At 66.5% G+C, this 24,764-nt stretch carries 19 protein-coding genes; 7 read left to right on the forward strand and 12 right to left on the reverse strand.

The window, feature by feature from the left end; genetic code table 11:
* Positions 1-35 precede the first annotated feature (35 nt).
* Entirely contained in the window at positions 36-1,193 is a 1,158-nt protein-coding gene (locus tag ACV959_RS02830; protein ID WP_475738412.1) for a hypothetical protein, read from the forward strand.
* Between the two features lie 7 nt (positions 1,194-1,200).
* Here ACV959_RS02830 and ACV959_RS02835 read toward each other — a convergent pair whose 3' ends face one another.
* The 5 genes from ACV959_RS02835 to ACV959_RS02855 all read right to left on the reverse strand — a co-directional run bounded on the left by ACV959_RS02835 (position 1,201) and on the right by ACV959_RS02855 (position 7,528).
* Complete coding sequence (locus ACV959_RS02835) at positions 1,201-2,517, reverse strand: carbohydrate porin (RefSeq protein WP_475738413.1); 1,317 nt, start codon at positions 2,515-2,517, stop codon at positions 1,201-1,203.
* A gap of 195 nt (positions 2,518-2,712) precedes the next feature.
* Positions 2,713-3,027, reverse strand: coding sequence for a hypothetical protein (locus tag ACV959_RS02840; protein ID WP_475738414.1), 315 nt, complete (start codon positions 3,025-3,027; stop codon positions 2,713-2,715).
* A gap of 180 nt (positions 3,028-3,207) precedes the next feature.
* Positions 3,208-5,658, reverse strand: a complete 2,451-nt coding sequence (gene ppsA, locus ACV959_RS02845) for a phosphoenolpyruvate synthase (protein WP_475738415.1) — start codon at positions 5,656-5,658, stop codon at positions 3,208-3,210.
* 132 nt (positions 5,659-5,790) lie between these two features.
* Positions 5,791-6,477 (reverse strand): phosphoribosyltransferase, encoded by a 687-nt coding sequence (locus tag ACV959_RS02850; RefSeq protein WP_475738416.1) that lies wholly within the window; start codon positions 6,475-6,477, stop codon positions 5,791-5,793.
* Between the two features lie 16 nt (positions 6,478-6,493).
* Positions 6,494-7,528 carry a hypothetical protein gene (locus ACV959_RS02855; protein ID WP_475738417.1) on the reverse strand — a complete coding sequence of 345 codons (1,035 nt, stop codon included), beginning with the start codon at positions 7,526-7,528 and terminating at the stop codon, positions 6,494-6,496.
* Positions 7,529-7,700: 172 nt separating this feature from the next.
* Between ACV959_RS02855 and ACV959_RS02860 the strand changes: the two genes are divergently transcribed.
* Positions 7,701-8,738 carry an alpha/beta fold hydrolase gene (locus tag ACV959_RS02860; protein WP_475738418.1) on the forward strand — a complete coding sequence of 346 codons (1,038 nt, stop codon included), beginning with the start codon at positions 7,701-7,703 and terminating at the stop codon, positions 8,736-8,738.
* 3 nt (positions 8,739-8,741) lie between these two features.
* Here ACV959_RS02860 and ACV959_RS02865 read toward each other — a convergent pair whose 3' ends face one another.
* The 3 genes from ACV959_RS02865 to ACV959_RS02875 are packed head-to-tail and all read right to left on the reverse strand — an operon-like array spanning position 8,742 to position 11,203.
* Positions 8,742-10,172: an RtcB family protein gene (locus tag ACV959_RS02865; RefSeq protein WP_475738419.1), complete on the reverse strand. Its 1,431-nt coding sequence runs from the start codon at positions 10,170-10,172 to the stop codon at positions 8,742-8,744.
* Positions 10,173-10,196: 24 nt separating this feature from the next.
* A complete protein-coding gene (locus ACV959_RS02870; RefSeq protein WP_475738421.1) occupies positions 10,197-10,637 on the reverse strand; it encodes an archease in 441 nt (146 codons plus the stop codon).
* Positions 10,637-11,203 carry a cold shock domain-containing protein gene (locus ACV959_RS02875; RefSeq protein ID WP_475738422.1) on the reverse strand — a complete coding sequence of 189 codons (567 nt, stop codon included), beginning with the start codon at positions 11,201-11,203 and terminating at the stop codon, positions 10,637-10,639. The genes ACV959_RS02870 and ACV959_RS02875 overlap by 1 nt, the downstream gene beginning before the upstream one ends.
* A 129-nt stretch (positions 11,204-11,332) precedes the next feature.
* Between ACV959_RS02875 and ACV959_RS02880 the strand changes: the two genes are divergently transcribed.
* The 4 genes from ACV959_RS02880 to ACV959_RS02895 all read left to right on the forward strand — a co-directional run bounded on the left by ACV959_RS02880 (position 11,333) and on the right by ACV959_RS02895 (position 15,542).
* Positions 11,333-11,977, forward strand: a complete 645-nt coding sequence (locus ACV959_RS02880; protein ID WP_475738423.1) for a dienelactone hydrolase family protein — start codon at positions 11,333-11,335, stop codon at positions 11,975-11,977.
* Positions 11,974-12,975, forward strand: a complete 1,002-nt coding sequence (locus tag ACV959_RS02885) for a ribose-phosphate diphosphokinase (protein WP_475738424.1) — start codon at positions 11,974-11,976, stop codon at positions 12,973-12,975. Before ACV959_RS02880 ends, ACV959_RS02885 begins: the two co-directional genes overlap by 4 nt.
* Before the next feature lie 64 nt (positions 12,976-13,039).
* Positions 13,040-14,845, forward strand: a complete 1,806-nt coding sequence (locus ACV959_RS02890) for a PHA/PHB synthase family protein (RefSeq protein WP_475738426.1) — start codon at positions 13,040-13,042, stop codon at positions 14,843-14,845.
* A gap of 190 nt (positions 14,846-15,035) precedes the next feature.
* Positions 15,036-15,542, forward strand: coding sequence for a bactofilin family protein (locus ACV959_RS02895; RefSeq protein ID WP_475738427.1), 507 nt, complete (start codon positions 15,036-15,038; stop codon positions 15,540-15,542).
* A 58-nt stretch (positions 15,543-15,600) separates the two neighbouring features.
* Here ACV959_RS02895 and ACV959_RS02900 read toward each other — a convergent pair whose 3' ends face one another.
* A complete protein-coding gene (locus ACV959_RS02900; protein WP_475739576.1) occupies positions 15,601-18,039 on the reverse strand; it encodes a glycogen/starch/alpha-glucan phosphorylase in 2,439 nt (812 codons plus the stop codon).
* 241 nt (positions 18,040-18,280) lie between these two features.
* Entirely contained in the window at positions 18,281-19,279 is a 999-nt protein-coding gene (locus ACV959_RS02905) for an OmpA family protein (protein ID WP_475738428.1), read from the reverse strand.
* Positions 19,280-19,384: 105 nt separating this feature from the next.
* On the opposite strand from ACV959_RS02905, the gene ACV959_RS02910 reads away from it, so the two are divergent.
* Positions 19,385-20,902, forward strand: coding sequence for a rhomboid family intramembrane serine protease (locus tag ACV959_RS02910; RefSeq protein ID WP_475738429.1), 1,518 nt, complete (start codon positions 19,385-19,387; stop codon positions 20,900-20,902).
* Between the two features lie 12 nt (positions 20,903-20,914).
* Here ACV959_RS02910 and ACV959_RS02915 read toward each other — a convergent pair.
* Together ACV959_RS02915 and ACV959_RS02920 are read right to left on the reverse strand one after the other, a co-directional pair.
* Positions 20,915-21,864, reverse strand: a protein-coding gene (locus ACV959_RS02915) for an IS630 family transposase (protein WP_475737613.1) whose coding sequence is annotated in 2 segments (ribosomal slippage) — positions 20,915-21,520 and positions 21,523-21,864 — 948 coding nt in all. Because the reading frame shifts where the segments join, the coding sequence is not laid out codon by codon here.
* A 185-nt stretch (positions 21,865-22,049) separates the two neighbouring features.
* The gene (locus tag ACV959_RS02920; RefSeq protein ID WP_475738430.1) at positions 22,050-24,758 is read right to left on the reverse strand and encodes a nitrate reductase; all 2,709 of its coding nucleotides are present in this window, start codon (positions 24,756-24,758) and stop codon (positions 22,050-22,052) included.
* Positions 24,759-24,764: the final 6 nt, after the last annotated feature.

A 24,764-nucleotide genomic window follows, 5' to 3' on the forward strand; every position in this document is an offset into this window, starting at 1 on the left:
GTTTTTCATTTGTCTGCATCGCGAAAGGGCCGCCCATGGCGCAGGGAAGCATCGAAAACTTCTCACTCCTCGGCGGCCCTTTTTACAGGCTCGGCGCGCGGCTCGGCCTCGTGCGCGGCGGGACGAACACGATCGCTTTCGGCGCCGCGCTCGGCTGGATCTCCTGGTTCGCGCTTGGTGCGCTGGCCGCCGCGCAGGGCGGCGCTGAACGGCTTCTGTCGCTCTCGACCGTTGCGATCCACGCGCGCCTTCTGCTGGCGATTCCCTTGCTCTTCGTCGCCGAAGCCGCGATCGACCACAAGCTTCGCGAATTCGTGCGCCTCCTCGTGCGTTCGGAAGTGGCGGGCGCGACGGCGCTGCCCCGGCTCGAAGCGGAAGCGGCCCGCATCCTCCGACGCAAAGACTCCTGGGCGCCCGATGCGGTAAGCCTCCTCGCCGCCCTGGCGCTCTCGCCTTTGGCGGCGCAGGCGCCCCTTTCGGGAGAAACGGACGTCCTCGCGCCTGGCCACGGCCTGAGCGGCCTGCCGCTCGCCGGGGCCTGGTATGCGCTCGTCTGTCTTCCGCTCTTTCGATTTCTGATGTTTCGCTGGGTGTGGCGCATCGTGGAGTGGTGGCGTTTCTTGTGGCGCCTCGCGACAATGGAGCTCGACCTGATGCCGGCCCATCCGGACGGCGCGGGCGGACTAGGCTATCTGGAAACGGCGCACAGCCGTTTCGTTCCGCTCGCGGTCGCGATCTCCATCATCGTCGCCGCGACCTTCGCGGAGGAGATCGCCGCCGGCCAGATGACGCTGAGCGAGATCTATCCGGCGCTGGCGGCGACGCTCGTCGTCGACGGCGTCCTGTTTCTTGCGCCGCTCTGTCTCTTCATGTTCAAGCTCAGAGACTGCCGGGAAAAGGGCTTGCGCGACTATTTCACGCTCGCCGCGCGCTATCTGCACGCCTTCGACAGAAAATGGATCGACGGCGCATCAACCGGCGAGCCGCTGTTGGGAACGGCCGACCTGCAATCTCTCGCGGATCTCGGCGCCAGCGTCGAGGTCGTGCGCAAGATGCGTATGGCGCCAATCAGCATCCGGCTGATCGCGACGATCGGCGCCGGCGCCGTCGCGCCGATGCTGCCGCTCCTGCTTTTCGACTATCCGCTCGTGGAACTGGCGAAAATGCTGTTCAGCAAGCTCGCCGGCCTGTGACGGCGACTCAGAACCGCGTCTGGAGCCTCAGCGCCATGTAAGTCGCGCGCGGGCGATTGGCGTTCCAGGGCTCGACGATCTGGAGGTCGCCCGAGAGCCGCAGCCATGGCGCAATCGCCCAATTGTAGAAGGCCTCGATCCCGCCTTCGCTGCGCCGGTAGATCCGGTTCTCGGCGAGGCCGGCCAGGAACGGCGTCGTCAGCCCATAGTGAAAAAAGCCCACGCCCCATCTGTCGTTTTCGCGCCCGGGCGCCAGATTGGCGCCCGCAAGCCCGGCGAGCGCGCTCCAGCGCACGGGATTCGGATTGCCGTCCGAAAGCGTCGCCAGAGCGAAGACGCCCCAGCCCGCGGCGGGGTTGTCGTCGCTTTGAACCAGATATTGCTGCACGGCGTAGGAGGCGAGCCAGAACCCCTTCTTCGTGATCCCCACGTAGCGGGCGAGGCGCGCGCGGGCTTCCCCGATGTCGTCGAGATCGAAGCCGCGCGCATTGCTGTAGCCGCCGCGAATCGTGTGAAAGCCCGGCAGTCCGGCCAAAGCGGCCTTCACCGTCATGCCGCCGACGGCGCCGACGCCGCGCTCGAAGGGCCGCTCCAGCACGCGCGGATTGGCGGCGTTGCGCGGATCGCCGAAAGTGAGCGTGAAGGTCGCAAGATCCGTCTTGAGCGTCGCGACGCCGCCGAGAATATAGGGCGGCGAGACGATGAGCCGGTCCGCAACCGTTCCCGGCGAGGCGACGCCGATGCCGGTCGACGGCAGGGCGAAGGCGCGATTCATGAAAGTGTCGAGACCGCCCCCGCCGATGAGCGGCGTCTGCGCCGCGAGGGTCATGGTGTTGAACTTGCCGACGCTCACCGACAGCGCCTCGCTCACCTGTTGCGTGACGACCAACGACAAGGCCGTATGATAATTGTCCCGCGCCACGAAAGCCTGCGCAGCGCTGACCGGAACGAGGGCGAAATCCTTGTTGTTGATGTTGTCGCCGATGAAATGCTCATATTGCGCATTCAGCCGGAGGCCGCGCCACAGGCCCATTTTCTCGGCGTCCGCTTTGAGGAAAACGTCGAGCTTTCCGCCGTAGCGCGAGAGCCCGTTCGGGTCGCCGGCCGCGACGCCCTGAAAGAATTGCGTGACCCACACGTCCGCTTCGATTCCCAGGCGGCGCAACTGCTCTTTCGGACCGCCCGGCGCATCCGTGAGCGAGCGCCGCGCCGAAAGCGATGGCGCTTCCTTTTCCGCCGCCCGCGGCTTCCCGTCGTCGGCCGCCGCCGTCGACGACAGACAACCGATGGCGACAGTCAAAATCGAATAGCGAGCGCGCGTCATCAAGCCGGCCGGACAATCCAATCTCTCGGTAAGAATTTGCCCGCTCGCCGGATTCTCTACAATGACGGATCCGCCACAGGGAAGGAGTAAAGTGCTCGGCGCGCTTTCCACGCGCCGGCCTGTTGGCGACGGCCTCCTGAAAAACCGGCCCGGACGGAGACGCCGTGGGCCTTTGCGTCCTTCGCGAGACGGCGGTCAGCGCCAGCGATGGCCGTGCCAGCCGTGATGGCCATGCCAGCCATGACCGCCCCACCCGTGACCACGCCAGCCCCAACGACCGCCATGCCAGCCACGATAGGGGCGACCCCAGCCGCCGTGGCGATGGCCGGCATGGGTCCACCAGCACCGGCCCCAGCGGTCGCAAACGCGCACGGCGTGCGCCGGTTCGACGCCGGACGCCATGTCCACGCCGACCCGGGCGGCGGGCATGGCGGACGCCGGCGCGGCGGCGAAGACCGAAACGCCGGCTGCAAAAACGGCGGAAAGGAGGAATTTGGTCGAACTGTTCATGCCGAGGCTCCTCGTTCCTTCACAACACATCTGAAAACCCGCCCCGCCAGGGCTGCGACGCGCGCGAGAGCGCGCCGGGACATGTCTGGCGATTCGGCCCGCGCTGGCAGGCCGCGCGAGCCACAACCAGAGGAAGCTGTCGTCTCCCGCCCGGGTTTCAACCCCCGCGTCGACCGGTCGTTAATTTCGGCGGCGGCCGAGAGACTTCTCCAGCTCCAGAATGCGCGTCGTCGTCCGCAAGACGGTGTCGGGATTGAGGCTGATCGAGTCGATGCCCAGACGGACGAGAAATTCCGCCATCTCCGGATAATCCGACGGCGCCTGGCCGCAGATGCCGCAATGCCGACCGTTGCGCTGTGCGCCTTCCACCGCCATGCGGATCATGGTTTTGACGCCTTCGTCGCGCTCGTCGAAATCGAATGCGACGATCTGCGAATCGCGATCGACGCCGAGCGTCAATTGCGTCAGGTCGTTCGACCCTATCGAGAATCCGTCGAAATGCTTCGAGAATTCGTCGATCAGCATCACATTGTTGGGAATCTCGCACATCACGTAAATCTCGAGGCCGTCCTTGCCGCGTTCGAGACCGAGTTCGCGCATCAGCGCGACGACCTTTTGCGCTTCGTCGATGCGGCGGCAGAAGGGAATCATCAGCCTGACGTTGGTCAGCCCGAGATCGTCGCGCACGCGCTTCATGGCCGCGCATTCGAGCGCGAAGCCCTCGCGATAATTGGGATGGGCGTAGCGCGAGGCGCCGCGGAAGCCGATCATCGGATTCTCCTCGCCCGTTTCGAAAACCCGGCCCCCCAGCAGCGTCGCATATTCGTTGCTCTTGAAGTCCGACATGCGCACGACGACAGGTTTCGGATAAAATGCGGCGGCGATGGTCGCGACGCCTTCGGACAGGCGCTGCACGAAAAACTCGGTCGGGCTCGCATGATGCGCCGTCAGCCGCGCGATCTCGGCGCGCTCCCTCGCGTCGAGGCGCTCGGGATGAACGAGCGCCATCGGATGCGCCTTGATGTATTCCGTGATGATGAACTCCATGCGCGCGAGGCCGACGCCGTCGTTCGGCAAAGCGGCGACAGAGAAAGCGATGTCGGGATTGCCGACATTCATCATGACATGGGTCGCGGGCCGCGGCAGATTCGACAGGTCGGTGGTCTCCACCTCGAACTCGATCTCTCCTTCATAGACCTTGCCGACGTCGCCTTCCGCGCAGCTCACCGCGATGACGTCGCCGGTCTTGATGACATGCGTCGCCTGATCCGTTCCGACGATCGCGGGAATGCCGAGTTCGCGCGCGACGATCGCGGCGTGGCAGGTGCGGCCGCCGCGGTTCGTCACGATCGCCGCAGCGGATTTCATCACGGTGCCCCAATCGGGCGACGTCGTGTCGGAGACGAGAATTTCGCCGGGAACGAAACTCGACAGTTCGCTCGCATGGGCGATCACGCGCGCCTTGCCAGCGGCGATCTTGGTTCCGACGGCGCGGCCTTCGACCTTCACGGCGCCGTGCTTGCGGACCTTGTACTCCTCGACGACGTTGCGCTTGCGGCGCGAGGCGACGGTTTCTGGACGCGCCTGCACGATGTAAAGCTGGCCGTCGACGCCGTCCTTGGCCCATTCGATGTCCATTGGACGATGCGCGCCGGCCTTGGCGCTGTAATGATCCTCGATGACGATCGCCTGACCGGCGAGCGTCAGAACCTCCTCGTCAGTGAGGCAGAATTTTTCCCTTTCCTTGCGGTCGGTGGGAATGTTGCGCGTTGTCGCGCGGCCGCGATCCGAGAAGATCATCCTGATCTTCTTGGGTCCGAGCGCGCGCTTCAGAACGCCGCGCTTGCCTTGGCGATAGGTTGGTTTGAACACGTAGAACTCATCGGGGTCGACGGCGCCCTGCACGACATTTTCGCCCAGACCATAGGCCCCGGTGATGAAAACGACGTCCTCGAAGCCCGTCTCGGTGTCGATCGTGAAAATGACCCCCGAGGCCGCGAGGTCCGAACGCACCATCTTCATGACGGTGGCGGAGAGAAAAACCTTGAAGTGATCGAATCCGTTGTCGATCCGGTAGCGGATGGCGCGGTCGGTGAAGAGGCTCGCAAAGCAGTGGCGCACGGCGTCGAGCACCGCCGCCTCGCCGCGAATGTTGAGATAGGTGTCGTGCTGGCCCGCGAAACTGGCGCTCGGCAAATCCTCCGCCGTGGCGGACGAGCGAACCGCGACCGTAAGCTCCGAACCGTATTCCGCCGTAAGTTTCGCGAGCGCGGCGCGAATGTCGGCCTCGACCGCCGCGGGCAATCCCGCCGCGTAGACGATGTTTCTCGCCCGCGCGGCGCGGCGCGCGAGATCGTCGACGTCCGAGGGGTCGAGCCCGTTCAGCGACTCCTCCAGCGCCGGCTGCGCGCCCGCTTCGTCCAGCGCGCGCCGATAGGCTTCCGCCGTGACGGCGAAGCCGTTCGGCACCCGCAGTCCCTTGGCGGTCAGCTCGCGGTACATCTCGCCGAGCGAGGCGTTCTTGCCGCCGACGAGCGGCACGTCCTCGATGCCGATTTCGGAAAAGAAGCGGACATAGCGCCCGGTCGCGTCATTGCTGGCAAGCTGCATCGGCGGCGTCTTCTGGTTCATCTCGGATCCATCGCGGGTGTGAGTGCCTCGAACCGCATCAAAGAACGCGCAAGCGTCGCTTTTTTGACGCAGGAGGCCCCGAAAACTATGCCCCAGCCGGAGCCGTCGCCGCAGGGGGCGCCCGTGAGACATTTAGCCGCGCGCCGCGTCCGCCGCCGTTTCGCCTGGCGGCGCGGCGCGCGGGCCGAGACGGTCGAGGAGCGCAATCACTTCGTCGTCCCCGATCTGCCGGAAATCGGCGTAATAGCAGCCGATCGCCACGAACAATCGATGAGACTCGAGACAGACGATTTCGTCGGCTTCCGCGCGCAGGGCGTCGAGCGCATCCGTCGGCGCGACCGGCACGGCGAGGACGAGCTTCCCGGGCCTGCGCGCGCGCACCGCGCGCAGCGCCGCGCGCGTCGTCGCGCCCGTCGCCACGCCGTCGTCGACGACGATGGCGAGACGTCCTTCCGCTTCAGCGCGGGGGCGCGCGCCGAGATATTTGCGCCGGCGGCGGTCGAGTTCGGCGGCTTCCCGGGCGAGCGTTTCCTGAAACTGCGCCTCCGTCACGCCGGAGAGCGCGATCACGTCGTCGTTGCGCACGACGACCGGCGTTCCGCCGTCGGCGACAGCCCCCATTGCGAGTTCCGGTTGCCAGGGGACGCCGATCTTGCGCACCAGCGCCAGATCGAGCGGCGCGCCGAGCGCCTCGGCGATGGGCGCGGCGACGGGCGCGCCGCCGCGTGGCAGGGCGAAAACGACCGCCCTCTCTCCCTTGAATTTCGCAAGCGCGTCCGCAAGACGGCGCCCCGCTTCGGTCCGATCGACGAAAGACATTGGCGTTTCCTTTTTTCTAGATGACGACGCCCAGCGCCTGCTGCGCAATGTCGAGATACCGGCTCGCGAGCGGCTCCCATTTGGAGGGGTCGCGCGGTGTCGCGTCGAGAAGATGCGCGACCGAAAGCCGCGCGCGCAGGATCGCGCGCCAGGCTGAATACAGCGCGACCAGCCGCCACGGCGGCGCGACGTCCAGCCGAAGCGCGACTCCTTCGACGAATTTGCGCGCGAGCGCCGGCGCCCCGAGTTGCGCGCACTCGACGCCGAGCAGGGCGATTTCATCGAAGGGATCGACCTGTCGCAGGTTCGCGTTGAACTCGAGGCAATCGAAGATCACAATCGGGTCGGTGAGGCAGATATGCTCCGGCCGCAGATCGCCATGGCCGTCGATAATGCGGCCGGCTTCGACCTGTTCCTCGAGCGCGCGCCGCTCACACGCGAGGCGGCCGTCCAGCGCGTCGAGTAAGAGTGGCGTGCGCCCGTGATCGAGCGCGAAATTGCGGCGCAGCAGTACGTCGCGGTTGATCTCCTGCTCTTGGAAAAACCGGGCCAAATAGGCCGGGGCGGCGATGGGGGAGGGCGGCGCCATTCGGTAAAACGCCGAGAGCTTTTCGCAGATCGCGTCGAGTTGCGCGTCGTTCGGGCCGCCGGCTGCGACGATCCGGTCCAACATGTTTTCTCGTGGCAGGCGGCGCATTTCGACGAGCCAGTCGACGGGCGTTCCCTCCCCCCCGAGCGACAGCCCGCGCGTGCCGAGCACGAGAGGGACGACGCCGCGATAGACGTCGTCCGACAGCCGCCGATTGAGGCGCGCCTCCTCACGGCAATTGAATTCGCGCGCCGCGATGGTGGAAAAGTCGAGAAAGGGATAACGCAACGGCTTCTTGAGTTTGTAGACGCGATCGCCGGCGAGAAACACATAGGACATATGCGTCTCCACGACGTCGACGCCCGGCGGCGCGTGCGGATAGGCCGCCGGATCGCTCAGGAAGCGCAGTTTGCCGGCGAGAGACGCCGATTCCTCCTCGACGCTCCGCTCTTCCGACCCCATGGGCTCCATCCTGTTCAACGTCGCGACGCGCGCCCGGATGACGCCCGCCGTTCGGGCGATCGAGCAATAGCGACGGAACGATTCTACACGATTTGAGATGCGCCTTGCGCCTGTGTCTGAATGTGACAGGCTCGCGCCTTGCGCGCCGCGCGGCGGCGCCGGAGTATTGCTCATGAACGCGCCCCTGTGGCCCTATGATTTGCTGAACTGGCCGCTCGACGCCCTCGCGGTCTGGCGGCGTATGTTCGACGCCGCGGACGCAGGCGGGCGAGACGGGCCGCAATGGGCGACGCCGGGCGAAACCGCGCTCGAACTCGCCGGGCTGAAGCTGCGCGATTACGCCGATGGCGCGTCGGGGCCGCCGCTCGTCGTCGTCACGCCCTTCGCGCGGCACGACGCCCAGCTCGCCGACCTCGCGCCCGGCCACAGCCTCGTCGGCGCGTTGCGGCGCAACGGCTGCGCGCGTCTCTATCTCATCGAATGGAAGTCGGCGACGCCGGCGACGCGGCTCGACACGATCGACAGCCAGCTCGCGGCGCTCAACGTCGCCATCGACGACGTCGGGCCGCCGGCGGACGTGATCGGCCTGTGCCAGGGCGGCTGGCTGTCGCTCGTTTATGCCGCGCGGTTTCCTGCGAAAATTCGCCGCCTCGTTCTCGCGGGCGCGCCGGTGGACGTAAAGGCCGCGGTTTCCGCGCTGTCGAAACCGGTCGACGCCATCTCCGACGTCGCGCTCGATTACATGATCGCTGACGGCGGCGGCCTCGTGCGAGGCGACAAAATGGCCAGGCTCTGGCCAAAGGAAGTCGACGAAGCGACGCGGCTCGTCGAGTCTTTGCAGATTGCGGCGCCCGGCGCCTCCAAAGAGGCGGTCGAGGCATTCCGGCGATGGGACAAGCGCGCGCTCGACCTTCCGGGCCCCTATTATCAGGAGGTCGTCCAGTTTCTCTATCGCGAGAATCGCCTCGCGACGAACGCCTTTCGTGCGCTCGGCAGACGCATCGATCTTCAGAATCTGAAGCATCCTCTGTATGTCCTCGCGGGCGAAACAGACCCGATCGCGCCGCCGGCGCAGGCCTTCGCCGTCTCGCGGCTTGTCGGCGGCCCCGTCGAAACCGCGCTCGCGCCCTGCGGACATCTCGCGCTCTTCATGGGGCGCGACACGCTGCGCACGGCCTGGCCGAAAATCGCGCAATGGCTTCGTGGCTGAGCGCTATCCTTTCACGCAGACGAGCGGGCGCAGAAAGGCGACTTTCTTCGCGAGCCCCGCCGCCTCCGCCGCATCCACGACCGCGCGCACGTCCTTGTAGGCGCCGGGCGCTTCTTCCGCGACGCCGCGCAGCGACGGACTTTTGACGATGATCCCCTGCGCGCGAAGTTCGTCGACAATCTGACGCCCGCCCCAGGCGCGCGTCGCGGCGTGGCGGCTCATGCGTCGCCCCGCCCCGTGACAGGCCGAGGAAAAAGCGTTGGCCTCGCTCGTCGCGACGCCTGCGAGCACATAGGAGCCCGCGCCCATGCTGCCGCCGATCAGCACCGGTTGCCCGAACGGCCGCAGCGCCTCGGGCAGGCTCTCATGTCCCGGACCGAATGCGCGAGTCGCGCCCTTGCGATGAACGAAAAGCTCGCGCGTCCCGCCGTCCACGACATGGCGTTCGACCTTGCAGGTATTGTGGGACACGTCGAACATGAGCGGCAAATCGCATTGCGGAAAGAACTGCGCGAGGGTCTCGCGCGCGAGATGCCCGATCATCTGGCGATTGGCCAGCGCGCAATTGATCGCCGCGCGCATCGCGCCGAGATAGCGCTGGCCGAGGTCCGATCGGATCAGCGCGCAGGCGAGTTCGCGGTCGGGAAGCGCAAGTCCGAAGCCCGGCGCGGCGATCGCCATTTCCCGCAGGAATTCCGTGCCGATCTGATGGCCGAGGCCGCGCGAGCCGCAATGAATCGTCAAGACGCATTCGCCTTCGACGAGCCCGTAGCCCGCCGCGATGTCGGAATCGAAGATCCGCGCGACCTCCTGAATCTCGAGATAATGATTGCCCGAACCGAGCGTTCCCATTTCGCGCCTCTGGCGCTTTCTCGCATGGTCCGAAACCGCTTCGGGCGTCGCGCCGGCCGCGCAACCCTGTTCCTCGATGCGGGCGAGGTCCTCAGGCCGTCCATAGCCGCGGGCGACCGCCCATTGCGCGCCGCCGGTCAGCATCCCGTCCATTTCCGCCGCGTCCAGCGAGATTTCCCCTTCCGAGCCGACGCCGGCGGGAACATGTTCGAACAGCGCGTCGGCCAATTCCTGCTGGACCGCGACGATGTCATCCCGTTTTAGATACGTCAGATGCGTTCTGACGCCGCAGGACACATCGAACCCGACGCCGCCGGCCGACACGACGCCGCCCGCATCCGCGTCGAAGGCCGCGACGCCGCCGATGGGGAAACCATAACCCCAATGCGCGTCGGGCATGGCGTAGGACGCGCGCACGATTCCGGGAAGCCTCGCGACATTTGCGGCCTGATCATAGACCTTGTCGTCCATTTCCATGATCAGAGCCTCGCTCGCATAGATGATCGCGGGAACGCGCATGTCGCCGAAGGGCGCGATCATCCAGGCGTTGTCGTTGAGCTTCTCGAAGCGCGCGACGTCCATTCTGGTTCTCTCCGATTGCAGGCGTCAGACGTCGACGACGCATTGCGCGCGCCATTCGCCGGGCCGGTCCTCGACGCAGGCGAGTTCCGTGTAGGTCGCGCCTTTCACTTCGACGGCCGGCGCGTGCCGCGCGCGCGACACCCCTTCGCCGCGCGCGCGTGCGGCAAGCCGCCATCCGTCCGGCGCAGGCTCGACCCGGACGTCGAAGGCGCCGAAAATCATCCCGCGATCCGCCATTTCGTATACGAGCGCATTGAGCCAATCGACAAGCAGCAGATCGAGTTCCGGCGCCCGCAATGAGATCGTCACCGTGCTTTCCGTACGTATGCTCGCCGGATCGGCGATTGCCGCGATCATGGCGAGCGCCGCCTGCGCGAAGGCTTCGCCCGCGCTGGCGCCAAAGCCGCGGACGCCGACGTCGGCGTCATGCGCGAAATGCTCCCAGCGCGGCGTCGCGGACGTCATTATCCCCCGGTGCGCGCGACTGGCGTGAGGCGGCTCGCCTGCGGTCCGTCCCGGCCTTCCTCCTCGACGAACGACACGCGGTCGCCGATGTCGAGATCGTCGAAACTGCCTTCGCGAACGCTGTTGCGGTGGAAATAGATTTCGCGCCCGTCCGGCGTCTCGATGAATCCGTAGCCTTCGCCGGCGACGAGTTTTTTGACGACGGCGGTCGCGGCGCCGCCTTCATGATGCTTCTCCGCGCCGCGCATGCGCCGCACCTGATCCTGAAGCTGCCGGCGCGCGCGGCTGAAGGCGTCGTTGAGCGCAAAATCGAAATCCTGAAAGCGCTCGTCCTGATGCGGGGTGCGTTCGACGACGACCTCTCGGCCGTCGGGAAGCGCCACGCGAATGTTGAGCTCGTAGAGACCGCCCGTCCTGTGATGGCCGCCGGGCGCCTTGACCACGACGCGGCAGGCTGTCGCGGCGCCGAAAAGCGATTCGAGGCGTTCGATCTGCGTCAGAACCTTCTGGCGGAATCCCTCGCTCGCGTCCATGCCCTGAAAATCGATCTGCGGCGTCGTCTGCATGCAATACTCCCTCGAAGAAGCCCGTCCTGCCCCAACGGCTCCGCTTGCTTTCCGCCGTACGGTCTCGCCTCGTTTCGACGAGCGGAAGACGCCGCAAGGAAGCCTCATGACAAGTTGGACTTGTACACAATGACGACCGAATTCAAGACAATCGACGTCGCAGTGGGCGCGACGGGCCTCGAAGGCGCGCTCTATCTTCCGGATCGTCCCGCAGGATTGATCATTTTCGCGCATGGAAGCGGATCGTCGCGCTTCAGCCCGCGCAACGTCTTCGTCGCGAGGAGTCTCGCAAGCGCAGGTTTCGCCTGCCTGCTGTTCGATCTCCTCACGGCGGACGAAGCGGCGGATCGTCGCAACGTCTTCGACATTTCCCTTCTCGGCGCCCGTATGCGCGACGCGATCGTTTGGGCGGCGCAGAGGGCCGAGACGCGCGGGGCGCCGATCGGTCTCTTCGGCGCGAGCACAGGCGCGGCCGCCGCGCTCGTCGCCGCCGTCGTCTCGCGCGGCGGGCGTCCTGATCTCGCCGGCGCGGCGCTGGCGCATGTGACGGCGCCTACGCTGCTGCTCGTCGGCGGCCTCGACGATGCCGTGATCGGACTCAACGAAGCGGCGCTGCGACGCCTGCATTGTCGCGCCCGGCTCGACATCGTGCCCGGCGCGACCCATCTGTTCGAGGAGCCCGGAACCCTGGAGCTCGTGGTCGACAGCGCGCGGCGCTGGTTCGAGAAGCATCTTTGCCCAGAGAGGCGCGCCGCGGGAAAAGGCGAGGCATGACGCGATCGATTGCGCTTTCACTCTTCGCGCTGGGCTCCAGCCAGCCGTTCGGCCAGGAGGTCGCGCGCCTGCTCAGTCTTCCGTTGTCGTCCCATGAAGACCGGGTTTTCGAGGATGGCGAATACAAGGTCCGGCCGCTCGAGAGCGTGCGCAGCCGCGACGTCTTCGTGATCTCCAGCCTTTACGCTGAAGCGGGGGCGAGCAGCGCCGACAAGCTATGCAAGCTGCTGTTCTTCATCGGCGCGCTGAAAGATTGCGGCGCCGCGCGCGTCACCGCCGTGGCCCCGTATCTGTGCTTTTCGCGCAAGGATCGGCGCACCAAGCCGCGCGATCCCATCACCACGCGCTACGTCGCGCAACTGTTCGAGGCCATGAAGACGGATGCGGCGATGACGATCGACGCGCATAATATCGCGGCTTTCGAAAACGCGTTCAGATGCGAAACGATCCCGCTCGACGCCCATGCGCTGTTCGCGCGGCGTCTGCTGCCGGCGATCGGCGAGGCGCCGGTCGCCGTCGTTTCGCCCGACCTCGGCGGCGAAAAGCGCGCCGAATTGTTCCGGTTGCGCCTCGAAGGCATGCTGCGCCGTCCGGTCGCCAAGGCGTTCATGGACAAGGTGCGCAGCGAAGGCCGGGTGACGGGGGATATTTTCGCCGGCGACGTCAGAGGCCGCGTCGCCATCGTTATCGATGATCTGATCGCCGGGGGCGGCACCATGGCGCGCGCCGCGGCTGCTTGTCGCAATAACGGCGCCGAGAAGGTTTTCGTCGCCGCGACGCATGGCGTCTTCGCGAAGGGCGCCGCGCAAATCCTCTCCGAGGCTCCGGTCGATTGGTTCGTGATCTCCGACTCCGCGCCACTCGCGCCGGACGGCGAGGTGGCGCGCGCGCTCGGCGAGCGGCTCTCGATCGTTTCCGTCGCGCCGCTCTTCGCAGAGGCGATTTCGCGTCGCCATCGCGGCGGCTCCATCACGCAATTGCTCGCGGACGAACCATAATACGCCCTTCACGGAACGGACATAGTTCATCGTCACAAAGGGGTTTTATCGAAAGGGGCCGCATATGGATTCCCAAGCGAAATCGCCTGCTGTCGCCGCCAAGCGCCGACTGGAGCATTTTGCCTCTCCGCCGTTCCTCTCGCCGCTACAGCCGCAATCCTTCGAAACGCTGGACCGCGCCGCGCAGGCGACGGCTGCGCGCTTCACGCAGGGCGTTTCGCCGCACGCGCAAATGTCGGCCTTGCTGGACTGGGCGGCGCATCTCGCGCAATCTCCCGGACGCCAGCTCGAGTTGGCGGTGGAGGCCTTCGTTTCGGCGGCGCGCGTCGCGCATTTCGGAATGCGCAATCTCTTCAGCGACAACGCCGATCGCCCCTTTGCGCCCGAGCCGGGAGATCGGCGGTTCTCCGATCCGGCGTGGGCCAGCTTTCCCTACCTCTTTTTCGAACAGACCTTCCTCGCGCAGGAGCAATGGTGGCGGACGGCGACGCGCGAGGTGCGCGGGATGCGGCCCAACAACGCCGCGCGCGTTTCCTTCCTTGCGCTCAAGTTTCTGGACAGCTTTTCGCCGTCGAATCTCCCCTGGCTCAACCCGGTGGTAATCGAGCGGACGCGCCGCGAAGGCGGCGCCAATTTGTTCCGGGGCCTGCAAAACTTCATGGAGGACGCGCTCGACGCCGCGGCCTTCACGCCCAACAAACGCAACGGCTACGTCGTCGGCGAAGACGTCGCGGCGACGCCCGGCGAAGTCGTCTACCGGAACCATCTCATCGAACTGATCCAGTATCGTCCCGCAGGCGACAGCGTCTTCGCCGAGCCCGTGCTCATCGTGCCGGCCTGGATCATGAAATATTACGTGCTCGATCTCGCCGCGCATCATTCGCTGGTGCGTTATCTCGTCGAGCGCGGCTTCACCGTCTTCATGATTTCCTGGCGCAATCCGACGGAAGATGATCGCGACCTCTCTTTCGACGACTATCGCGCCTTCGGCGTCATGGAGGCGCTCGACGTCATCGGCGCGATCCTGCCGGGGCGGCGCGTTCACGCCGCCGGTTATTGTCTGGGCGGCACACTGCTCTCCATCGCTGCGGCCACGATGGCGCGCGACGGAGACGGCCGGCTCGCCTCCATCACGCTGCTCGCGTCGCAGACGGACTTCAGCGAGCCAGGCGATCTCATGCTCTTCGTGGACGCGGCGCAGGTCGCCTTTCTCGAGGACATGATGTGGGATCAGGGCTATCTCGACACCCATCAGATGGCGGGCGTGTTCATGGCGCTGCGGTCGAACGAATTGTTCTGGGCGCGCGCCATCCAGGAATATCTGCTCGGCGAGCGCGAACGCGCGACCGACCTTATGGCCTGGAGCGCGGATCAGACGCGCATGCCCTATCGCATGCATTCGCAATATCTGCGCGGGCTGTTCCTCGAGAATCGGCTCACTGCGGGACGCTATGCGGTCAACGACGAGGTCATCGCGCTCAAGGACATCGCCGCGCCCATGTTCGTCGTCGGGACGGAAACGGACCATATTTCGCCCTGGCGATCGGTGTACAAGGCGCATCTTTTCACGGACAACGAGATGACCTTCGTCCTGACAAATGGCGGCCACAACGCCGGCATCGTGTCGGAGCCGGGCCATCCGGGCCGCCGCTTCCATTTCGGCGTGCGCGCGCCGGGCGCCCGATACGTGAGCGCCGACCGCTGGCGGGAGAGGGCGCGGCTGATCGAGGGATCCTGGTGGACGGCCTGGACGGACTGGCTGGAGCGGCTGAGCGCAAAGGATCGCGTTCCCCCGCCGTCCATGGGCGCGCCGGAGAAGGGCTTCGTGCCCCTCGAACCCGCCCCGGGAACCTACGTGCGGCAGCGATGACGTCAGCTGCGCCGTTTCAGCGCCAGAAAAAGGCTGCGCAGCCGGTCCGCTGCGCGCCAAAGTCGCCGCGGGCGCGGCTTCGCCAGGCCCAGCGCCGGAAAAACCGTCCTCAACGAACATCAATTTGCCGCGCGCGACGCGAAAGAGGTTAACTTTGCGACGACAGCGATTCGCGGAGAGAGGTAGCGCAATGGCGACGTTCAGGCCCGAGGAGGAAAACTCTGTCTACATCGGCCAGGGGACAGAACTGACGGGCGCAGTCCGCGCCCGCGACAGCATCGTGATCGACGGCTCCTTCGACGGCGAGCTCGTCTGCAATCATTTGCTGGTCGGACAGACCGGCGTGGTCAAGGGCAAGATCAACGTCTCGAGCGCCGAGATCTCCGGACAAGTCAGCGCCGAGATCGTCACGCGGCATCTGCTCGCCGTTCGAGCGACCGGCCGCATCGAGGGCAAGTGGGATTGCGGGTCCATCGAGGTTGCGCGCGGCGCCGTGCTCAACGGGTCGGCGCATGTGACGGAAACGGCCGGCGCCCAGCGGCGCGAGGCGCGCGCCGAAGAGTTCGAAGACGTTGAGCCCGCCTTCGTCGAGGAAGAAGAATACGCCGAGCCGGCGGTCGCGGCGGTCACGCCGCTGCGCGAGCCGCGCCGGGCGCCGAAGCTGATCCTTCGCGCGCCGCGCCGCTCCGTCGGCTGATCCCTGCTCGGCGGGGCGCGGCTTTCGGCGCTGCGCCCCGTCGACGCCTGCGGGACGTTCAGGCCTCCACCTTCCAGATATCCTCCGCATATTCGCGGATCGTGCGATCCGACGAAAACCAAGCGACGCGCGACGTATTGAGAATGCAGGCGCGCCGCCAGGCTTTCTGATCTCGCCAGCGGGCGTCGACCTTGCGTTGCGCGTCGCAATAGCTGTCGAAATCCTTCGTGATCAGGAAGTGGTCGTAATAGGTCAGCGTATCGACGAGCTGGGCGTAGCGATGCCGGTCGTCGGGCGAAAACATGCCGCTCGCGATCGCGCTCAGCGCCCCCGTGAGGCGCGGGCTCGCGGCGATCGTCTCGCGCGCGTCGATGCCGCCCGCGCGGCTCTTTTCGACTTCTTCCGCCGTGAGGCCGAAAATGAAGATATTGTCGTCGCCGACGCGCTCGCGAATCTCGACGTTGGCGCCGTCGAGCGTTCCGATCGTCAGCGCGCCATTCAGCGCGAATTTCATGTTGCCGGTGCCCGAGGCCTCCATGCCGGCGGTCGAAATCTGCTCCGAGAGATCGGCGGCGGGGATGATCGTCTCGGCGAGGCTGACGTTGTAGTTTGGCAGGAAGACGATCTTCAGCAGGCCGCGCGTCGCCGGGTCTGCGTTCACGACCTGCGCGACGTCGTTGGCGAGCTTGATGATGAGCTTGGCCTGATGATAGCTCGCCGCCGCCTTGCCCGCGAAAATCTTCACGCGGGGGACAAAATCGCGGGAGGGCTGCGACTTGATGTCGAGATAGAGCGCCACCGCCTCGAGCACATTGAGAAGCTGACGCTTGTATTCGTGGATGCGCTTGATCTGAACGTCGAAGAGCGCGTTCGGATCGACCTTCACGTTCACGCGTTCGAAAATGAGCGCCGCGAGTTTTTCCTTGTTCTCGCGCTTGGCCGCGGCGAAGCGCTGCTGGAACGTCGGATCGTCGGCGTAAGGCTCGAGATCGGCGAGTCTTTCGGCGTCGTCGAAAACCCGCGTTCCGATCTTCTCCGCGAGGAGCCGGGAGAGCGGCGGATTAGCCTCGAGGAGCCAGCGGCGGAAGGTGACGCCGTTGGTCTTGTTGACGATGCGATCGGGATAAAGACGGTGGAAATCCTTGAACACCGTCTCCTTCACGAGCTCGCTGTGCAGCGCGGAGACGCCGTTGACCTTGTGCGAGCCGAGAAAGGCGAGGTGGCCCATGCGCACATGGCGGCCGTTGTGCTCGTCGATGAGCGACACGGACGACAAAACGCCTGCGTCATGCACGCCCTGCTCGCGCAGGCCGTCGAGATGCATGGCGTTGATGAGATAGATGATCTGCATGTGGCGCGGCAACAGCTTCTCCATCAGCCATACCGGCCAGGTTTCGAGCGCCTCCGGCAGCAGCGTGTGATTGGTGTAGGAGAACGTCGCCTGCGTGATCTTCCATGCTTCCTTCCATTCGACCCCGTGGACGTCGACGAGCAGACGCATCAGCTCCGCGACGCCGATCGCAGGATGGGTGTCGTTGAGCTGGATCGCGACTTTGTCCGCCAGTTTGCGGACGTCGCCGCTCTGCTTCATGTGGCGGCGAATGAGATCCTGCAGCGAGGCGGAAACGAAGAAATATTCCTGCCGCAAACGCAGTTCCTGGCCCGCCGGCGTCGAATCGCTCGGGTAAAGCACCTTCGAAATCGCCTCGGCCCGCACCTGTTCAGTGAGCGCGCCGACATGGTCGCCCTGGTTGAAGGCGTCGAGACGCAGCGGATCGAGCGCGCGCGCGGACCACAGGCGCAGCGTGTTCACATGCTTGCCGCGCCAGCCGACAACCGGCGTGTCATAGGCGACGGCGACGATGGTCTCGGCCGGACGCCAGACATGGGCCAGCATCCCGTCGGTCAGCCGCGCGCTCTCGACATGGCCGCCGAAGCCGACGTCATAGGTGATCTCGGGACGCGGAAACTGCCAGGCGTTCCCGAAGGACAGCCAGTCCTCGGGATATTCGTGCTGCCAGCCGTCCTTGATCGTCTGGCGGAAGAGGCCGTGGTCGTAACGGATGCCGTAGCCGACGGCGGCGATTTCCAGCGTCGCCATGCTGTCCATGAAGCAGGCGGCGAGACGCCCGAGGCCGCCGTTGCCGAGCGCCGCATCCGGCTCCACTTCACGCAGTCTGTCGAGGTCGACCCCGAGTTCCGCGAGCGCCTCGCGCATGGCGGCGGTCAGGCCGAGATTGGTCAGCGTGTCGATGAGAAGCCGGCCGATGAGAAACTCGAGCGAGAGATAATAAACGCGCCGCCGGTCCTCGCGATAGTTGCGCTTCGTCGAAGCGAGCCAGGAGCCCACCACCCGGTCGCGCGTCGCGAGCGCCGTGGCGACGAACCAGTCGCGCGGACTCGCCGTCGCATTGTCCTTGCCGACGGTGTAGGTCAGCCGGCGCTGCACTTCTTCCTTGAGTTCGGCGACGGTCGCGGCGTGAGCGTGGTCGGTCATGTCGATGGCGTTCAAGACGGGTCTCGCTGTCGACTGGGTCCGGCGCGCCTTTTTTGCGACGGCGCATCTCCGCCGCCGGGACGAAAAAAAGACCAGCCGGAACCTTGTTTCAGGAAACGATAGCTATGCGGTCCCGCCGCATAAGAAACACTAAACAAAGCCCTTTCCGGGGCAAAGGATTCCGCGCGAAGGCGCCTCGATTTTCAGCAGTCTAGGCGCATGGTTGCGAAAGTGCGAAATCTCACCGCACAATGAAGTCGATTGCGCTCGCGCGCCGCTCAACGGCGCCCGCGCAGCAGTCTACCGGCGTGAGGCGGCGGCCTGCGACGCCTTCTCTTCGCAAATAACGCTCGGCCGCGCGCGCGCGGCGGAGGGCGAGCGTGTCTCCCGTGCGGACTTCGTCGCCATGTCCGCGCACCTCGATCGTCGTCGCGTCGGGACATCGTCGAATGACCTCCGCCGCCTTGTCGAGCGCGAGCGCGGCGCGGCGGTTCACGACGGCTCGCGTCTCACGAAAGACGACGGGCTCGAGCGCGGCCACGGCGTCCAGCGCGCGCTGACAGGCCGCGGCGTCGAGCGGCCCCTCGGGCAGCGCGTCGAGCACGGCGCGCGGATCGTTCTGCGGCGCAGGCGGCGGCGCGGATTGCGGCGGCGCGGCCGCCGGCTCGCGCTTTTCGGGAGCCGTTTCTTTCGGGACGGGCGGGGGCGTCGCCGCGACGACGACGCGCCGCACGCCGGGCGATCCCGCGATAAGCGCCATCAACTCCCTGTTCGCGGCGACGGCCGGCGGCGCGAGGACGTCGCGGCCGGAAAGCGTCAGGCCGGTCGCGTCGGCCCCCGCGGCCTGCGCCATCGCCGCGAGCCGCGTTTGCAGCTTCGCCTGATAGGCGGGCTGGGCGACGAAGGCCGCGCCCCACCAGAACAGGGCCGCGGGCAGCAGCCCCAGCGCCCAGCCCTCATGCGCGGCGAGCGAACGCCGACCGGCGAGCGCGGCGGCCGCGGCGCCCGCGACGAAGGCCGCAAAACAGGCGACGGCGCTTTCCACATAGAGTTCCGCCGCGCCCTGCACCGCGCCTAAAGCCAGCGATGCGACGGCGGCCAGAAAGGCGAGCCCGGTCCAGACCAGCCAGCGGGCGGGGCCGGCGCGCGCCGGCGCGCGGCGCGCGAGCGCGCCCGTCGCCGCGCCGACGGCGAGGCAGGCGAGGAGCCAGACCCAGAGATGACCGTAAAAATCCAGCATGGAACGCTGCTTCGCGGGCGACGGCCGCGACTGTAGAATGGGGCGCCGGGCGCCTGATCGCAAGCGCCGGCGCGGGGGCGGCTTCAGGCGAAAGGCGGGGCGCGGATGGATTTTCAGACGGCGCTCGCCGCCAATCTGATGGCGCTTTCGGGGCTGTCCCTGCTGCTTGCCGTCGTTCAGCGGCGCGGCGACCTCCTCTCCTTCGCGCTGGCGAATGCGGCGACGCTCCTCGTCGGCGCCTTGGCCTTCTGGCGATTTCCGGAACTGGCCGGAACGCTCGTCGCGCTCGTCTTCGCTCCCTTCGTCGCGGCGCCGATGGCTCTCGGCGCGCTACAGGCGCGCGCGACGCGCGACGGGCGTCTGGAGGCGGCCGCGCGTTATGCAGCGCTCCTCGCCCGGCTGCATCCGACGCCCGCCATGCGCCTATCGGCTGCTTTCGCTCAGGCGGCCGCCATTCCCGATCCGCACGAAAAAGCCTGCGCCCTCGCCGCCCTCGCCGGGGCGGCGCCGCCGGCCGTCGCAGCGCCGATCGAAGCGCGCCTTCTCGCCGAGCGCGGCGATTGGGAACGAATGCTCGACCTCGCGCGCCGCCCGGAGAACGCCCGCGCGCTCGCCGGTTACCGGCTGCGTGCGCTGGGTGAGACGGGGCGGGTCGAGGAGATGCTGCGCGACTATGCGCGTTCGGCGCGCGACCTGCCGCTGGAGCAGACGGTCTTTTCCTGGCTCTTCGTCCTCGCTTTCGCCGGGCGGCCGCGCGACGTCGAGGCGATCGCCAGGCGACTCTTGCGGCTCGACGCGGACTCGGCGGCCTATTGGAGCGCCGTGGCGGAGCGGCGGGCCGGCGCGGAAGGCGCGGCGCGCGCGGCTTTCGCGCGCCTCGCGGAAAGCGGGGCCGATGCGCCCGCCGCCCGCGCCGCGCGCCGCCAGCTCGCCCGCGAATGGACGCGTCCCGCGCCGCTTTCGCCGCGCGCGAGAGAGATCGCGGACGCGGTGGCGGCGCGGGTCGCGCGGGAAAGCGCCCGGCAGGGGCGGGACTGGCGCCCGCCGCCCGCGACGCTCGCGCTCCTCGCCCTCAACGGCGTCATGTTCGTCGCGGAAATGGCGCTCGGCGGTTCGCAGAACGCCGAGACGCTAATCGCGCTCGGCGCGCTGTGGCCGCCGCTCGCGCTGCACGGGGAGCAATGGCGGGCGCTCACGGCCGCCTTCCTGCATTACGGCGCGCTGCATTTCACGCTGAACATGGCCATGCTCGCGCTCGTCGGACGCGATCTCGAATTCGAGATCGGCCGCGCGCGCCTCCTTGCGCTCTATCTCGGCGGCGCGCTGTTTTCGTCCTTTTTCGTGCTGGGGCTGATGGCCGCCGGAATAGTCGGATATGGTCTTTACGTCGGCGCCTCGGGCGCCATTTTCGCGCTTTTCGGAAGCATCGCCGCGCTGCGCGTCAAGGACTGGCTGCGCCATCGCGAGAGCCTCGACGCCTTCCGCGCCGTCGCCCTCGGCCTCGCCATGTTGGTTCAGATCGCGGCGGATTTCCTGCTGCCCATGTCGAGCCTCGCCGCGCATCTCTCGGGCTTCGGCTTCGGGCTTCTCGCGGGGATCGCGATCAAACCGACGCCGCGTTAGAGCGGTTTCCTCTCAAAGCGGCTCATAGCCGGCGGCGGCAAAGAAGTTGGCGCATTCGGTTGGCGTGAACGCGTTGAGCAAGGCTCCGATCCTGTTCCACAAGGCGTCGATGTTGCGTTCGGCGGCCGCGCGCAGAAGCGCCTTGAGCTTTGAGAAGGCCTTTTCGATCGGGTTGAAGTCGGGGCTATAGGGCGGCAGGTAAAGCAGCGTCGCTTTGGCGGCTTCGATCGCCTTGCGCACGCCAGCGCCTTTGTGGCTGCCGAGATTATCCATCACGACGATGTCGCCTGGTGAGAGCGTCGGGACGAGCACCTGGTCGACATAGGCCTGAAACCATTGGCCGTTGATCGGGCCGTCGAGAACCATTGGCGCCGTCAGGCCGGTGAGTCGTAGTCCGGCAACGAAGGTCGTGGTTTTCCAGTGTCCGTGCGGAACGCTGGCGCGCAACCTTTCGCCTCTCGGCGCGCGTCCGTTCTTGCGGGCCATGTTCGTGCTCGCCCAGGTCTCGTCGATGAAGACAAGCTTTTCCGGATCGAGATCGAGCTGGTTCTCGAACCACGCCTGGCGACGCTTCAGGATGTCCGGCCGGTCCTGCTCGCTCGCATGGGCGGTCTTTTTTTCCAGGTAATGTTGTGGCGGGCGAAGAAGCGCCACAGCGCGCCGATGCTGAAGCTGTGGCCTCGCTCGGCAAGCTGCGCGGAGAGTTCCTTCAGCGTGATGTCGCACGTCTCCTCGATAAGCGAGAGGATCAGGCTCTTGTGCGCGTCGATGCGCGCCGACCAGCGATCCCCGCCGCGCTTGTAGGAGGCCGGACTGCCGGTCTCGTTCTGCCGTTGACACCATCGGACCGCGCTGGACGCGGAGACGCCGAAACGTTCCGCCGCCTGCCGCCGAGACATGCCGCCAGAAACAGCGGCCACCACGCGTTCCCGAAGATCAAGCGAAAGGGTCTTCTTCGACATGCCTGCCAGCCTCCTTCGCCAGCAGACAGTTTGAATCAGACCAGAGACGATTCGGGAATCCCTCTCGATTCATTCAGACAAGAAACCGCTCTAGCCGAGCCGGGAGTCCGCTTGAAAATCTCGGATGGCCGGCGCGCGCGAGGTTGAAACCCGCATCAAAACGAGAGTTTTTTTGCAAGGGAAAGTCACGCGGTTCGGGTTTGCGCCGAAATCATCCGCCTGATCTCCGGCAGGCAGGAGCCGCAATTCGTGCCGGCTTTCAGACGTTCGCCGATCGCGCCCGCGGTGCGGCATCCGCCGCGGATGGCCGCCTCGATCTTTTTCGCGCCGACGCCGAAACAGGCGCACACTACAGGGCCGCCGTCTTGCGCGCCCGCCGCCGCGCGCCCCGAGACGAGCGCAAGGCGCTGCGGGCCGTCGAGCCTCTCTCTTGCAAACAAGCCGAGCGCGGATTCCCAGGTCTCGGGGGCTTGGCCGAGGGACAACAGGAGTTCTGGGCGCCCGTCCGCGAAGGCCGCCGCCCGAAGCGCGCCATGGGTCTCGTCGCGAAACTCGATCACATCGTCGCCCGAGCTTTCCCGCCGCAGGAATTCAAGCCATTCCTCGTCACTTGCGTCGCTCGCGATGCGATAGCCGGTCGCGCCGTCCAGCGCCACGCGCGCCCACCATTCTCCGCGCGGCGGCGCGAGGGGCTTTCTCGACAGCAAAAAGCCCTCCCTCGCATAAACCCGCGGCGTCACGGCGGCTGGAGTCGATTTCGATTCCGGCTGGCCCGACAGCGGATCGACGAAAGGCGCGACCAGCGCGCCGACGCGCGCCTGCGCGGCGGTTTCGTCGGTCCAGTGAATGGGCGCGAAGATCTGTCCCCTCGGCTGAGAGTTGGTCACATGCGCGCGCAACACGCAGCCGCCCCATTGCGTATGGACGCGCGCGAAGCCCCCATCCTCGACGCCTATATCGGCGGCGTCCGCGGGGTTGATGTCGACGAAGGGTTCTGGCTGATGGCGCGCCAGACGCGGGCTCGCGCCCGTGCGGGTCATCGTGTGCCACTGGTCTCTGACGCGCCCCGTGTTCAGCCGCAGCGGAAACGCCGTCGAGGCGCGCGTCGCCAGCGAAGGTCGCGCGGGGACGATGAATTTCGCGCGCCGGTCGGGCGTGAAAAACCCTCCCTCGCCGAAAAGGCGGACACGCCCGTATTTTTCTCCCGCAGGGCAAGGCCATTGCGTCGGGGACAAATTTTCATAGTCGGCGTCCGTCAAGTCCGCCAAGGCGCCGATGTCGAAATCGCGCGTTCCGTTCTCGAACGCCGAGAGCGCCGCATGTTCCCGAAAAACGTCCGCGACGGAGCGGAAATCGAATCCGGCGTATCCCATGCGCTGCGCCGCCGCCGAGAAGATCGCCCAGTCCGGCCGCGCCTCTCCGGGCGCCGGCAGGAAGGAACGCTGGCGCGATATGCGACGCTCGGAGTTCGTCACGGAGCCGCTCTTTTCGCCCCACGCCTGCGCGGACAGCAGTAGATGCGCGCCGCTGTTCATGGTGTCGGTCGAGCGCATATTGTCCGACACGACGAAGAATTCGAGCTTGCGCAAGGCTGCGCGCGCCCGGTCGGCGTCGGGCAGCGAGGCGGCGGGATTGGTGCCGGCGACCCACAGCGCCTTGATCCTCCCGCTGTCGATGGCGTCGAACAGGGCGACGGCTTTCAGGCCCTCGCGTTCCGCCATGTTCGGAGCGTTCCAGAATCGCCGAATGCGATCGACGTTTTCCGGCTCGAAACCCATATGCGCCGCGAGACTGTTGGCAAGGCCGCCAACCTCGCGTCCGCCCATCGCGTTCGGCTGTCCCGTGAAGGAAAACGGCGACGCGCCCGGCTTGCCGATCCGGCCCGTCGCAAGGTGGCAGTTGATGATGGCGTTGACCTTGTCCGACCCTTGCGCCGATTGATTGACGCCCTGCGAAAAGGCTGTCACGACCCGCTCGGTGGACGCGAAGAGATCGAAAAATCGGCCGACGTCGGACTCGCGCAGGCTCGTCAGCGCCGCCGTCGCCGCAATGTTCGGCGTCATTTCGGTCGCTGCTTTCAATGCCGCCTCGAACCCGCTCGTGAAGCGGTCGACATAGTCGCGATCGACGGCGGCGGCGCGCGCCAGATAAACGAGCAGACCGCTGAACAGCGCCTGGTCCGTTCCGGGCGCGATCTGAAGGAAGAGATCCGCGCTCTCCGCCGTCGCGGTTCGCCGCGTATCGACGACGACGACCTCGGCGCCGCGCTTTTCCTTGTTGCGCATGATGCGCTGGAAGAGGACTGGATGACACCAGGCGGCGTTCGAGCCGACGAGAACGATGACATCGGCGATGTCGAGATCTTCGTAACAGCCGGGCACGGTATCGGCGCCGAATGCGCGCTTTTGTCCCGCGACCGTCGACGCCATGCACAGGCGGGAATTTGTGTCGACATTGGCGGAGCCGATAAATCCCTTCATCAGCTTGTTGGCGACATAATAATCTTCTGTCAGCAACTGACCGGAAAGATAGATGGCAACCGCGTCGGGTCCGTCCTTTTCGATGATCCGGCGGAATTCCCGCGCCGTCGTGTCGATCGCGGACTCCCAGGAAACGCGCTCGAAGATCCCGTCCGCCCGACGCGCCATCGGATAGAGCAGCCGCCCGTCGAGCCCGATCGTTTCGCCGAGCGCGGAGCCTTTCGAGCACAGGCGCCCGAAGTTCGCCGGATGCTCCGGGTCGCCCGCGATACGAACGCCATTTGCGTCGCGAGACGCCAGAACGCCGCAGCCCACCCCGCAATAAGGGCAGGTCGTGCGCGTCGCCGTCGCGCCTTCCGGCGCCTCTGCTGTCTGCGCATCGTCCACGAAGGTCGTCGCCATTTCGTCGAGCATCTGATT

This window comes from Methylocystis sp. Se48, from assembly GCF_056269425.1.

Coding starts and splice junctions, on each gene's coding strand:
- ACV959_RS02850 (WP_475738416.1), bottom strand. CDS start 6,477: ATGTCTTTCGTCGATCGGACCGAAGCGGGGCGCCGTCTTGCGGACGCG.
- ACV959_RS02875 (WP_475738422.1), bottom strand. CDS start 11,203: ATGCAGACGACGCCGCAGATCGATTTTCAGGGCATGGACGCGAGCGAG.
- ACV959_RS02870 (WP_475738421.1), bottom strand. CDS start 10,637: ATGACGTCCGCGACGCCGCGCTGGGAGCATTTCGCGCATGACGCCGAC.
- ACV959_RS02830 (WP_475738412.1), top strand. CDS start 36: ATGGCGCAGGGAAGCATCGAAAACTTCTCACTCCTCGGCGGCCCTTTT.
- ACV959_RS02910 (WP_475738429.1), top strand. CDS start 19,385: ATGGATTTTCAGACGGCGCTCGCCGCCAATCTGATGGCGCTTTCGGGG.
- ppsA (WP_475738415.1), bottom strand. CDS start 5,658: ATGAACCAGAAGACGCCGCCGATGCAGCTTGCCAGCAATGACGCGACC.
- ACV959_RS02865 (WP_475738419.1), bottom strand. CDS start 10,172: ATGGACGTCGCGCGCTTCGAGAAGCTCAACGACAACGCCTGGATGATC.
- ACV959_RS02840 (WP_475738414.1), bottom strand. CDS start 3,027: ATGAACAGTTCGACCAAATTCCTCCTTTCCGCCGTTTTTGCAGCCGGC.
- ACV959_RS02890 (WP_475738426.1), top strand. CDS start 13,040: ATGGATTCCCAAGCGAAATCGCCTGCTGTCGCCGCCAAGCGCCGACTG.
- ACV959_RS02860 (WP_475738418.1), top strand. CDS start 7,701: ATGAACGCGCCCCTGTGGCCCTATGATTTGCTGAACTGGCCGCTCGAC.
- ACV959_RS02885 (WP_475738424.1), top strand. CDS start 11,974: ATGACGCGATCGATTGCGCTTTCACTCTTCGCGCTGGGCTCCAGCCAG.
- ACV959_RS02855 (WP_475738417.1), bottom strand. CDS start 7,528: ATGGGGTCGGAAGAGCGGAGCGTCGAGGAGGAATCGGCGTCTCTCGCC.
- ACV959_RS02835 (WP_475738413.1), bottom strand. CDS start 2,517: ATGACGCGCGCTCGCTATTCGATTTTGACTGTCGCCATCGGTTGTCTG.
- ACV959_RS02900 (WP_475739576.1), bottom strand. CDS start 18,039: ATGACCGACCACGCTCACGCCGCGACCGTCGCCGAACTCAAGGAAGAA.
- ACV959_RS02880 (WP_475738423.1), top strand. CDS start 11,333: ATGACGACCGAATTCAAGACAATCGACGTCGCAGTGGGCGCGACGGGC.
- ACV959_RS02895 (WP_475738427.1), top strand. CDS start 15,036: ATGGCGACGTTCAGGCCCGAGGAGGAAAACTCTGTCTACATCGGCCAG.
- ACV959_RS02905 (WP_475738428.1), bottom strand. CDS start 19,279: ATGCTGGATTTTTACGGTCATCTCTGGGTCTGGCTCCTCGCCTGCCTC.
- ACV959_RS02920 (WP_475738430.1), bottom strand. CDS start 24,758: ATGCTCGACGAAATGGCGACGACCTTCGTGGACGATGCGCAGACAGCA.